Here is a 12,434-nt window from a genome sequence, read left to right as displayed (position 1 = left end):
CGCTTCATTGTAGGCTGGCCAGTTCGTGGTCTTGTAGGTCGGGGGTATGTGTCTGCTCATGCATCCCAGCTACCACGCTGGATTCACGAGATGAATCCCTCACAGGATTTGTGCAACAGAGCCATTCAGCAGCCTCCAGCCGTTGCGCCAGAAGGGCGGCCAGTTCCGGGCGGCAGGATCCGCAACTTGTCCCCGCTTGCAGAGCCGCGCCGATTTCATCCACTGTTTTCAGGCTCTGCGCCGCAATCGCGGTCGTGATCGTGTTCAGCCCCACATTCAGACAGGCGCAGACCGTCGGGCCGGGATCGGTAACACCCGCATCCGGACGTCCCGCCAGAAGGGCTGCTCCCGCTTGCCCCACCGCTGCCGCCAGATGACCGCGCGCCAGATGCACAGGCTCGGGCGCGACGAAAAGCGCCGCCAGTGCGCGCCCGCCCTCCATCAGCGCAAGGCGATAGGTGCCGCGCACACGGTCCTCAACGCTCAGGCAGGTGGCGTCTGGCAGGTTGAAGAGGGCGCGGGCATAGGCTTCCCAGTCGGACGGGACCTCAAGCCCAGCCAATTCGCAGCGCCAGCCACCAGCATGGCGCGAGCGGGCCCAATAGGTCGCATCAGGGCTCTGCGCATCGACCGAGACTGCAAAGCCATACCATGATGGGTTCAATGCGGCTACGGCGACTACCGACCCCTTGCTTTCAGGCTGGCCCGAAACAGGATCTGTCACAGCTGCGACCAGCGCATCAACTCGGCCCGTCGGAGCAGTGTCAGCGGTCCAGTGCATCGGTGCGAAGACATGACCGCGCTGCACCCGGTCGGTGATCGCAACTCGCATTATCGCCTGTCCCTCAGGGCTACTGACGCGGACCAAGGTCGCTGGGGCAAGGCCAAGTGCTGCCGCATCTGCGGGGTGGATTTCAAGGAACGGCTCGGCAATGTGCTGATTCAGGCGCGGGGAAAGGGCTGTGCGCGTCATCGTGTGCCACTGATCGCGCACGCGGCCCGTGTTCAGGCGGAAGGGATAGCGCGGCGCAGTCCTGGCGACGGGGCCGCGCGGGGTGATCGGCAGCATCCGGGCGCGGGCGTCCTCGGTGAAGAACCCGCCTTTCGTAAAAAAGCGCCCGCCCTGCTGGTGTGCATTGACCGGCCATCGAGTGGGAGTCAAGGCGTCATAATCGACGTCAGCCAGACCCGAGATATCGAAGTCGCGGCCAAGGTCGCCAGCAACGCCCGACAGGGCGGCATACTCTGAAAATACCTCAGCCGCACTGTTCCAGCCGAACGCATCGCCCCAGCCCATCCGCGTCGCCACATCTGCGATCATGCGCCAGTCGTCGCGTGCCTGTCCCGGTATGGGCAAGAACGGGCGTTGGCGGCTGATGGTGCGGTCGGAATTGGTGACAGTGCCAGACTTCTCGCCCCAGGCTGTTGCGGGCAGGATCACATCGGCCAGACGCGTCGTGTCGGTCTGCGTGATGTCGCTGACCACGACAAAATCGCAGCCCTTTATTGCGGCGGCCACCGCATCTGCGTCGGGCATGGACACGGCGGGGTTGGTGTGAATGATCCACAGCGCCTTGACCCGCCCCGCAGCCACGGCGCGGAACAAATCAACCGCCTTGAGGCCGGGCGTCTTGGGAATCGTCGGGCTGTTCCAGAAACCCTGCACCGCAGCGCGGTGGGCTGGATCGTCGATCTCCAGATGGCAAGCCAGCATATTGGCAAGGCCGCCCACCTCGCGCCCGCCCATGGCGTTGGGCTGGCCGGTCACAGAAAACGGCCCCATGCCGGGGCGACCAATGCGACCCGTCGCCAGATGGCAGTTCAGGATCGAGTTCACCTTGTCCGTGCCGCTTTCGGACTGGTTAATGCCTTGGGAATAAACCGTGACGACCCGCTCGGTGGCGGTGAACCAGTCAAGGAATGTGGTCAGGTCGCGGTAGCTCAGCCCGGTCATCGCAGGGGCACTTGCGCGTGCGGCGGCCAGCGTCGCGTCAAATCCGCTGACATGGCGCGCGATATAATTGTGATCCACCATCCCCCGGTCGGCCAGTTCGACCAGCAGTGCATTGAACAGGGCCGCGTCGCTGCCCGAAGCAACAGACAGATGCAGATCCGCAATATCGCAGGTCGCGGTGCGGCGCGGGTCCACCACCACCACTTTTGTGCCGCGCGCCTTTTTCGCCGCGACCAGCCGCTGATAGAGCACCGGATGGCACCAAGCCAGATTGCTGCCGACCAGCACCACCAGATCTGCCTGATCAAGATCCTCATAGGTGCCGGGCACGGTATCAGACCCAAAGGCGCGCTTGTGCCCCGCAACGGATGACGCCATGCATAGGCGCGAATTCGTGTCTACATTGGCGGTGCCGACATAACCCTTGATCAGCTTGTTGGCGACGTAATAATCCTCGGTCAGCATCTGTCCCGATAGGTAGAAGGCTACGCTGTCCGGCCCGTGATCGCGGATGGCGGCCTCGAAACGATCGGCTACCAGATCAAGCGCCGTATCCCAGGTGTCAGGTGTGCCATCGATCAACGGCGTTAGGATGCGCTCTTCAAGCCCCAGCGTCTCACCCAATGCCGTGCCCTTTGAACAAAGACGCCCGAAATTCGCAGGATGGTCCGGATCACCCTTGACCTTGGCCCCGCCCTTGCCATCGGGAGTCATCAGCACCCCGCAGCCTACACCGCAATAGGGGCAGGTGGTGCGGATTGCGCTCACGCCGCTACCCCCCGGATCAGGCGGGTGGCGTCCAGCAGGATGCGCCCTCCGTCGACCCGCGCCGCATAGGTGGCCACAGCGCCTGTGTCTGCCCCAGTGGCAAGTCCATCGGTTAACCCGATCACCATGCCATGCAGGGGGCAGGTAACAGCATGGCCATGCACAATCCCTTCCGATAACGGCCCGCCCTTGTGCGGACAGCGATCATCCAGCGCGAAGACTTGATCATCATAGGTGCGGAACACCGCCACGCAGCCATGCACCGTTTTCACGACACGCGCCCCACGAGGGGGAATATCCGTCAATGCGCCAATATCGAGCCAGCTCATTCCGCGGCCTCCTGCGTCAGATCGGCCAAGGGTGCAAAGCTCTTTTGCGCCTGTGGCGTCGCACGATCCGCCCATGGATCGCGCTGGTAGATCGCCTGAGACAGATCGAACCGTGAGATCAGGGCGGCGCGGTTGTCCAGATCCTCGACGACCTGTGCCTTGACCCAGTCCATCCCGACCTTGGCCAACCATTTATAGGGGCGGTCCAGATATTTGGCGTGTTCGCGGTAGAGCTGCACAAAGGCCACGGTCAGGTCGATGGCCTCCTGTTCCGTGGGGACTTTGGCCAGACGCTCGATCTCTTTCAGGTCCATGCCAGCGGAACCACCGACGCCGATTTCAAAGCCGGACTCGACGCAGATGATGCCGACATCCTTGCAGGTCGCCTCGGCGCAGTTGCGCGGGCAACCTGAGACTGCGAGCTTTACCTTATGCGGCGTCCAAGACCCCCAGAGGCGTTTTTCCAGCTTGATCCCAAGCCCCGTGCTGTCTTGCGTCCCAAACCGGCAGAAGTCGGTCCCCACGCAGGTCTTAACCGTGCGCAGCCCTTTGGAATAGGCATGGCCCGACACCAGCCCCGCATCGTTCAGATCGGCCCAGATATGTGGCAGGTCTTCCTTTTTCACGCCCAAGAGGTCGATACGCTGCCCGCCCGTGACCTTGACGGCCGGAATGGTATATTTGTCCGCCGCATCGGCAATCGCGCGCAATTCGCGCGGGTTGGTCATGCCGCCCCACATGCGCGGGACTACGGAGTAAGTACCGTCCTTTTGGATATTCGCGTGGTTGCGCTCGTTCACGAACCGGCTCTGCGCGTCGTCGGTGTAATCCAGCGGCCAGTCGGCCAAGAGATAGAAGTTCAGCGCAGGACGGCAGGCGGGGCAGCCACAAGATGTCTTCCATCCCAGTTCCTGCATGACCGCAGGCATGGATTTCAACGCGCGCGCCTTGATCAGGCGGCGCACATCCTCATGCGTCAGATCCGTGCAACCGCACATCGGCTGCATCGCGGGCTTTTCAAACGCCTCGCCCAAGGTGCTGGCCAGCACCTGTTCCACCAGCCCCGTACATGTTCCGCACGAGGCGCTGGCCTTGGTCGTTGCGCGAATATCGGCCAGACTGGCGGCACCTCCGTCGATCGCATTCAGGATCGTTCCCTTGCAGACGCCGTTGCAGCCACAGATCTCCGCATCAAGCGGCAAGGCTGCAACGGCTGCCAAAGGGTCCGTTTGGCCACCCCCCTGAAAGGCAGGGCCAAATATCAGCGTATCGCGGAAGGGCGCAATATCCGTGCGGTCCTTGATCAGGCCAAAGAACCAAGATCCATCTGCCGTATCTCCATACATGACCGCGCCGACCAGCCGGTCCTGTTCGATGACCAACCGCTTGTAGACCCCGCGTGCTGGATCGCGGAAAACGATATCCTCGCGCCCTGGAGCATCTGCAAAATCGCCCGCGCTGAACAAATCGACGCCTGTGACTTTCAGCTTGGTGGCGGTCTGCACAGGCTGGAACGCGGCAGGCTGCGCGGTCAAAGAGGCGGCGACAACCTTGGCCTGATCGTAAAGCGGGGCTACCAGTCCGAACAACTGGCCGTCATGCTCCACACATTCGCCGACGGCCAGAATATCGGGATCGGAAGTGACCATCTGGTCGTTGACGACGATCCCGCGCGCAATCTCCAGCCCCGCATCCGTGGCAAGACGCGTTTCAGGGCGGATACCGACGGCCATGCACACCTGATCGGCGTCATAAACCGTGCCATCTTCAAGCAAGACCGCCTCGACGTGGGTATTGCCTAGAATGGCTTTGGTCGCGCCTTTGCAATGGACACGGATGCCGCGCGCCTCAAGATCCTTTTGCAACAGATAGCCAGCTGCGGGATCAAGCTGCCGTTCCATCAGATGGCCCATCAGGTGAATGACGGTCACGTCCATTCCGCGCGCCTTGAGGCCCGCCGCTGCTTCCAGCCCCAGAAGACCGCCGCCGATCACCACCGCTTTTGCGTCAGGATTGGCAGAGGAGTCGATCATCGCCTGCGTGTCATCCATGTCGCGATAGGTTATAACGCCGGGCAGATCCTTGCCCTGAACGGGGATGATGAAAGGTGCCGAACCCGTCGCGATCAGCAGCTTGTCATAGGGTGTTGTGCCCGTGCCGGTGTGGACTGTCTTGGCCTCACGGTCGATCCGCACCACCGCTTCGCCGAAGCGGCAAGAGATCCTGTGCTGCGCATAAAAGTTGTCGTCATGCGTGACAATGTCCTCGTATGACTTTTCCCCGGACAGAACAGGCGACAGCATGATCCGGTTATAATTCCCGCGCGGTTCCGCATTGAACAGCGTGATATCCCAGCCGGCCGGTTCGGCGGCCAGCAGGTGTTCCAGCACACGGCCTGAGGCCATGCCCGCCCCGATGATGACGAGTTTGCGTTTCATCATGCGGCCTCCTCTTTCTTGTGTGCGCCATGTTCATAATCCTCGAGGAATTGCAGAACCTCGGCGCGGTAGGTGTAATAATCAGGATGCTCCAGCAGTGCCTTGCGGGTGCGGGGTCGGGGCAGGTTCACATCGACGATCTTGCCGATGCGGGCGCGCGGGCCATTGGTCATCATCACCACACGGTCAGCCAGCAGGATCGCCTCGTCGACATCATGGGTGACGCAGACCGCCGTGACCTTGGTGCGCGACCAGACCTCCATCAGCACACCCTGCAATTCCCATCGGGTCAGGCTGTCCAGCATCCCGAACGGTTCGTCCAGCAGCAGTAGTTTGGGAGACAGGGCAAAGGCCCGCGCGATTCCGACACGCTGCTGCATGCCGTTCGACATATCCTGCGCCATGCGGTCCATGCTGTCGCCAAGACCGACGCGTTCCAGATAGTATTCCACCACCTCCTGACGCTCGGCGCGCGAGGCGCGGAGATAGACGCGGTCCACCCCGATCGACACGTTTTCCTTGGCCGTCAGCCACGGAAAAAGACTTGGAGCCTGAAACACCACGGCGCGTTCGGGATCAGCGCCGCGCACCGCCAGACCGTCCAGCTTGATCACCCCGCCCGAGATGTCGTTCAGCCCCGCCGCCATGGTCAGTACAGTGGACTTGCCGCAACCCGAATGGCCGATCAGGCTGACGAATTCGCCCTTTTTCAGTTTCAGATCGAACCTGTCGACCACGGTCAGCGGCCCTTCGGCTGTCGGATAGACCTTGGAGAGTTGTGAGAATTCCAGATATTTCTCGTCCAGCGGACTCCTTGCTGCCTCAGCATAGGCTTTTGGAGTACCGTGAATCGGCGTGACTTGAGGCAGTTTACGGGTGTCCGCAACTTTGGAGGCAATGCCCACATCCATCAGGTATTTCGTGACATCCGCGCGCAGGCGTTTGAAAGAGGTGTCATTGTTCATGGCCGTTCGCGAACGCGGGCGCGGGATCGCCACCTTGAACGGCGCACCCAACGTGCCATCAGGGTTCAGCGGGATGATCCGGTCTGCCAGCAGTATCGCCTCGTCCACGTCATTGGTGATCAGGACGACGGTTTTCTGGTCGGCCTGCCAGATCTGGGTGATCTCGTCCTGCAGATTGGCGCGGGTCAGCGCATCCAGCGCCGACAGAGGCTCGTCGAGCAGCAGCACCTCGGGGTTCATCGCCAGCGCGCGCGCCACCGAGACCCGCTGCCGCATCCCGCCGGACAGTTCCGCCGGGCGGCGGGCTTTTGCGTGGCCAAGCCCTACCATGTCGATAAACTTGTCGACCATCGCCGCGCGCTGTGCGCGACTGGACGATTTATGCACCGCATCGACGGCCAAGGCGACATTTCCCGCAACCGTCAGCCACGGCATCAGAGAATAGGACTGGAACACCAGCCCGCGTTCTGGCCCCGGTCCGGTGATCGGCTTGCCTTTGAACAGCACCTTGCCGCTATCGGGTTGAGACAGGCCGGCGATCTGGTTGATCAGCGTGGTCTTGCCCGTGCCCGAGAAGCCGAGGATGGCCAGAAACTCGCCCTCCTCGACCGAGAGGGTGATACTCCGCAACACCTCATTGCGGTCCAAACCCGTGCCGAAGCCTTTGCAAACGTTCTTGAATTCCACAATGGACATGTCGATCTACCTGTTGTTCGAATATGTGAAAAGCGACTGCAGCGCATACATCAGCCGATCCAGCAGAAAGCCGATGATGCCGATGGTGAAAACCGCAACCATGATCTTGGCGAGGCTGGTGGAAGATCCGTTCTGGAATTCATCCCAGACGAATTTGCCAAGGCCGGGGTTCTGCGCCAGCATTTCAGCGGCGATCAGCACCATCCAGCCCACGCCCAGCGACAGCCGCAGCCCCGTGAAGATCAGCGGCAGCGCCGAGGGCAGCACCAGCCGTGTAATCTTGGTCCATGTATTCAGCTTCAGCACCCGACTGACCGAGATCAGGTCGCGGTCGATGCTGGCCACCCCCAATGCTGTGTTGATCAAAGTCGGCCACAGCGAACACAGCGTCACGGTGATCGCGGATGTCAGGAACGACCGCGAGAACATGCCGTCTTGCGTCACATAAACCGCCGACACCACCATCGTGACGATCGGCAGCCATGCCAGCGGGCTGACAGGTTTGAAGATCTGGATCAGCGGGTTCAGCGCGGCATTCGTCGTGGGTGACAGGCCAGCCGCGATCCCCAGCGGCACCGCCACCATAGTGGCGACGAGAAAGCCAAAGAACACGGTTTTGACCGAGGTCCAGATTTGCGCGTAATAGGTGGGCGATCCGGTATAGGGACGCTCTCGCACACGATCCGCCTGACCTGCTGCGATGAGTTCGGCGTTGCGGGTGGCCTGTCGGTTCAGAAACTCGGCCTTGCGAACCTGTTCGGCCACATGCTCGGAATGCAGAACGACCGCCTGTTCCACCACCTGTGCAGGGCCGGGTATAGCCCCCAGCGAGGTGTCCACCCGTGGTGCCAGATTGCCCCAGAGCAGCACAAAGCCGATGATCGCCAGCACTGGTACGCCCAAAAGCTGCCAGATCTGCTTGGCCTGCGCTTTGGGATTATCGCCCGCGATGGCGCGGAGCAGCGGAGTCACGAAGGATAAGCCAAGCACCTGAAACCAGCCGTCCAGCTTGTTGATCCGTGTGAAGAGCCGCGCCCGGCGTTCGGAGTAGCGTTGCGTGGGTTCGATTGAAGTCATGTCATGCGCTCCTTGGTTGGAATGCGGGGGTTTAGCCCTGCACCTCGTTGCCCACGACAACCTGATTGCCCTTCAGACCGATGGGCAGGCTGTCGATATAGGCATTTGGGGCGCGGCCATCGAAGGGGACAGCGTCGATCGCGTGATCGGCTACCGGGCGGAACCCGTCATGGCCGAACGGAAAGGCGTCGGCCGGCACCAGACCGTCGTCCACCAGCGATTGAGCCGCGTCTTCGAACAGGTCCGACAGGAACACACTGCGCGCTTTTTCAATGAACCATTCATCGGTTTGCGCGTCGGTGATCTGGCCCCAGCGGCGCATCTGCGTCAGGTACCAGACCGCATCGGACGCAAACGGATAGTTGGCGTTGTAGCGAAAAAAGACATTGAAATCAGGCGCAGGGCGCACATCGCCTTGTTCATATTCGAAGGTGCCCGTCATGGATTTCCGCAGGACGGCAGGATCGGCACCCACATAATTGGGGCTGCTGATGATCTGCACAGCCTCTTCGCGGTTGGCGTTGTCATTCTCGTCCAGCCAGAGTGCGGCACGGATAAGGGCGCGGGTCAACGCGCGCACGGTGTTGGGGTTCTCGGCGGCGAAATCGGCCCGCAGACCCAGCACCTTCTCGGCGCGCATCGGGAAGATATCCAGATCGGTCGCCACCGGCACGCCGATGCCCATCGCCACGGCCTGCTGGTTCCATGGCTCGCCGACCGTATACCCGCTGATCGTGCCCGCCTCCAACGTGGCGGGCATTTGCGGGGGCGGCGTGACAGACAACATCGCTTCGGCATTGATCTGGCCGGTGATGTTGTCCGCGCTGTAGAAACCGGGATGGATACCGCCCGCCGCCAGCCAATAGCGCAACTCGAAATTATGGGTCGAGACGGGAAAGACCATGCCCATGTTGAAGGGGCGGCCCTGATCGGCGAAAGCCGCCAGCGCGGGGCGCAAGGCTTCGGCGGAAATGGGGTGAACAGGTTTGCCATCCGCATCTGACGGGATCGAGGGGCGCATCAAATCCCAAACCTCGTTTGACACGGTGGTGGCGTTGCCGTTCAGGTCCATCACGAAGGGCGTCACGATATGCGCCTCGGTCCCGAAACCGATTGTCGCGGCCAGCGGTTGGCCTGCCAGCATATGCGCCCCGTGCAGATTGCCGTCGATCACCCCGTCCAGCAGAACTTTCCAGTTGGCCTGCGCTTCAAGGGTCACGAACAAGCCTTCATCTTCGAAGTATCCACGCTCGTATGCGACGGCCAAGGGTGCCATATCGGTCAGCTTGATAAAGCCGAGGGTCAAATCCTCGACCTCGGGAAAGGTGTCTGCCTGCAGCGCTGTAGCGCTGAGGGCTGCGATGAAGGAAGTCGCGGCAAAAAGCTTGCGGATCATGATGTCATCCTCTGGCTGAGGCCCGTCTGCGCGGACCAGAAACGAAAAAAGCCGCCGACCGATCCTGCGCGAAAGTGGCGCAATCTGGTCAGGCGGCTTTGCCTTTGAGGGTTCAGCATTGAACCCAATATTTCGTGGAAACGACTCCATCGTCGCCTCCTTAAACAACGGTGCCGGCGTCTTTCATGTGAAACAAGACAAAAGCCGACACAGGGCATCCATTTTGCAGCTGCAGCATTCTACTGCCGGATTATTCAGCGCCTCTGAAGGCTGGAGTCGAAAATCTGACCATCAAAGAAAAAATCCGGCGCGAGGATCATCTGCCCGCGTTCCGACGCAACCGCGGTGGCATGATGCAGGCTTCCTTCAAGCTTTTCCGACGCACCGGGCAAATCGGCCCCGGCAGATCGCAAGTTCTGACGGTAGAGATCCGTGCGGCAGATTTCCTTGGCGGCGGCGATACTCCCACCAAGATCCAGACCGTGTCGCGCCGCTATTCGTGCGGCGAACCACGCTGCTTGCGACCGCCATGGAAAGCTGGTGGCTCCGTCGAAGAACCGGATCATATCGGGTACCTGACGCAACTCTCCTTGCGCAGAAACTACCATCTCGCCCCGCAGGGTCCGTTCCAGCAAATCCACCGGGGCGTTGACATATTCCGACCGCGCAAGGATCTCCGATGCGATCAACCGGTTCTCCGGCACGCTCAGCCATCGTGCCGCGCGCCAGATCGCCCGCATCAGCCGCCCCGTCAGGGTCGGATTCTGGCACACCCAATCATGACGCGCGGCCAGCACCTTTTCCGGGGCCACAGCCCATATCGCACGGCTGGGCAGCAACAGTGTGCCCGCGCCAAGCTCGACCGCGACCGACCCCCAAGGCTCGCCCACGCAGAAGGCATCAATCTCGCCTGCGGCTAATGCTTCGGCCATGCGCGTGGGCGGGATGGTGCAGAGCGCATAGTCCAGCCGCGCGTCACGCAGCCAGTATCTGACCAGTTCGACATGAGTGGAAAACGGGAACGGAACGCCGATCCGCACTGGCGTCTGCACCGCGCGGGCAAGATCATCGCGGGCGCGCGCGGCATCGGTAAAGCTGAATTCATGGCCCACCGCCCGCAAACGATCTGCAAGGGTTTGCGACACGCCGATCACATCGCCGTTGACGGAAAGCACCTGCAGGATATCCAGCCGTTCCACCGCGCCGCCCAGCCCAAGGGCCATGGCAACTGGCACAGGGGCCAACATCTGCGCGGCATCAACTTGCCCCCAGAGCAGCATATCGCGCAGGCTTGACCATGAGGGGGCGCGCTGCAGATCGAGCCCCAAGCCTTCTTCGGCGGCAAACCCCATCTCATGCGCGACGACAATCGGTGCCATATCCAGCAGCGGGACAAATCCCACGCGTACCGCTGTCAGGTTCATGACAACAACCCCGCCGCTGTCACAAGGGCGCTGGCCACATCAGCCACCTTGCGGCCCTGATCCATTGCGGTCTTTCGGAGCAACGCATAGGCTTCTTCTTCGGTAATGCCGCGCGCCTTCATCAGTATGCCCTTGGCGCGGTCGATCAGCTTGCGTTCTTCCAGGGCGCGGCGGGTGGTTTCCAGTTCGACCCTCATGCGGCGGAACATCTGGAACCGGGCAATCGCCGCGTCCATAACACTGGCCACCCGCTCGGGCTGCAAGCCATCCACGACATAGGCGGACACGCCGGCATGGATCGCCTGCTGTGTCAGGTCACGGTCCGTGCGGTCCACAAAGAAAGCAACCGGACGCTCCATCGGACCCGAGGCAAGGGCCATCTCCTCCAGCGTGTCGCGCGAGGGGTTGGACATGTCAATCAGGACGATATCGGGGGCGATGTCGCAGACCCGCCGCGCCAGACCCGCCGCCTCGCTGATCACCGTCACCTGATGCCCCAAGGGCTGCAAGCTGTCGATCACGAGCCGCGCGCGTGTGTCATCCGGCTCTACAATGACGATGTGAAGTTTCATGCAACGCTCTTGTTTCCCTTCACCGCAGACAGCTGCGGCGGCGCAACACAAGAGCCGCAGGCGGACTTTCGGGCCGCAGAGGGGTCGATGTCACCTCAAGCGCCCAAATAGTAGTCTGCCGAGACGCTTTTTTTAGCGAAACCGTAACATCGCCGCGCACCAGGCAATGCCGGTGCGCGGGCCTTGCTCATCAGGATGTCAGAGATTGTTGGCTTCGGTGGCGAAGATGCGCTTCCAGTTGTCCTCACCCTTGGCGATCACACCGGCAGTGTCCTTGAGGAAAAGCCCATCATGTGCTGCGGGAGAGCTATTCAGGTATAGCTGACCATCAACGATGGCGAACAGGTCGGGTTGGGTGGGTACCTTTTTACCTTTGCTGGCGCCAGCCGAGCACCAACCGCCATAGGCGGGCGCATATTTCGCGGGATCAGCTGCGAAAAGATCGCGGTTCGCCGCGCTTGCGAAGCGCCACTCCACCCCCTGATAGATCACAGTGAAATCGACTGATCCAAGGGCCGGGCCATTCTGGGCGTGATAAGCCACCACATCATAGCCGCCCACGGCAGCGCCGTCGGCTAGAAAATGCTCGTCTGCCGCATGGGCGAAGGGCGCGGCCATTGCGAGGATTAGACCAAGTGCAAGGCGGGATTTTGTGAAAATCGTCATGGGTGTCTCCTGTTGGGTTCAATGAGGCGATGTCTCTTGTCCTCACAGCTGTCCATTCGTTCAGGAGATGGAGACGTTTCGTCCGAGAAAACGCTTCAACGCAAGTGTGAACCTGTCGTGATCGCATGCAGCAACGTCACTTTCCCTGC

At 61.5% G+C, this 12,434-nt stretch carries 9 protein-coding genes; all 9 read right to left on the bottom strand.

What is annotated here, in order from left to right; genetic code table 11:
• Positions 1-4 precede the first annotated feature (4 nt).
• Positions 5-2,722 (bottom strand): nitrate reductase, encoded by a 2,718-nt coding sequence (locus PVW27_RS18920; protein ID WP_274560408.1) that lies wholly within the window; start codon positions 2,720-2,722, stop codon positions 5-7.
• Positions 2,719-3,051: a nitrite reductase small subunit NirD gene (nirD, locus tag PVW27_RS18915; RefSeq protein ID WP_274560406.1), complete on the bottom strand. Its 333-nt coding sequence runs from the start codon at positions 3,049-3,051 to the stop codon at positions 2,719-2,721. Before nirD ends, PVW27_RS18920 begins: the two co-directional genes overlap by 4 nt.
• Positions 3,048-5,489 (bottom strand): nitrite reductase large subunit NirB, encoded by a 2,442-nt coding sequence (gene nirB, locus PVW27_RS18910; RefSeq protein ID WP_274560412.1) that lies wholly within the window; start codon positions 5,487-5,489, stop codon positions 3,048-3,050. Before nirB ends, nirD begins: the two co-directional genes overlap by 4 nt.
• Positions 5,489-7,150, bottom strand: a complete 1,662-nt coding sequence (locus tag PVW27_RS18905) for an ABC transporter ATP-binding protein (protein ID WP_274560404.1) — start codon at positions 7,148-7,150, stop codon at positions 5,489-5,491. The genes nirB and PVW27_RS18905 overlap by 1 nt, the downstream gene beginning before the upstream one ends.
• A gap of 6 nt (positions 7,151-7,156) precedes the next feature.
• A complete protein-coding gene (locus PVW27_RS18900) occupies positions 7,157-8,227 on the bottom strand; it encodes an ABC transporter permease (protein ID WP_274560402.1) in 1,071 nt (356 codons plus the stop codon).
• Positions 8,228-8,258: 31 nt separating this feature from the next.
• Positions 8,259-9,620, bottom strand: coding sequence for a CmpA/NrtA family ABC transporter substrate-binding protein (locus PVW27_RS18895; RefSeq protein ID WP_432762099.1), 1,362 nt, complete (start codon positions 9,618-9,620; stop codon positions 8,259-8,261).
• A 257-nt stretch (positions 9,621-9,877) separates the two neighbouring features.
• Positions 9,878-11,047 carry a CmpA/NrtA family ABC transporter substrate-binding protein gene (locus tag PVW27_RS18890; protein ID WP_274560398.1) on the bottom strand — a complete coding sequence of 390 codons (1,170 nt, stop codon included), beginning with the start codon at positions 11,045-11,047 and terminating at the stop codon, positions 9,878-9,880.
• Positions 11,044-11,619 carry an ANTAR domain-containing response regulator gene (locus PVW27_RS18885; protein ID WP_274560396.1) on the bottom strand — a complete coding sequence of 192 codons (576 nt, stop codon included), beginning with the start codon at positions 11,617-11,619 and terminating at the stop codon, positions 11,044-11,046. The genes PVW27_RS18890 and PVW27_RS18885 overlap by 4 nt, the downstream gene beginning before the upstream one ends.
• 198 nt (positions 11,620-11,817) lie before the next feature.
• Positions 11,818-12,285, bottom strand: a complete 468-nt coding sequence (locus PVW27_RS18880; RefSeq protein ID WP_274560394.1) for a YHS domain-containing (seleno)protein — start codon at positions 12,283-12,285, stop codon at positions 11,818-11,820.
• Positions 12,286-12,434 lie beyond the last annotated feature (149 nt).

Origin of the sequence: Seohaeicola sp. 4SK31 (assembly GCF_028802875.1) — a bacterium.
Classification (GTDB): Bacteria; Pseudomonadota; Alphaproteobacteria; order Rhodobacterales; family Rhodobacteraceae; genus Seohaeicola.
Note: the sequence above shows the minus strand (reverse complement) of the source record. Positions and strands in the feature narration are given on the sequence as shown.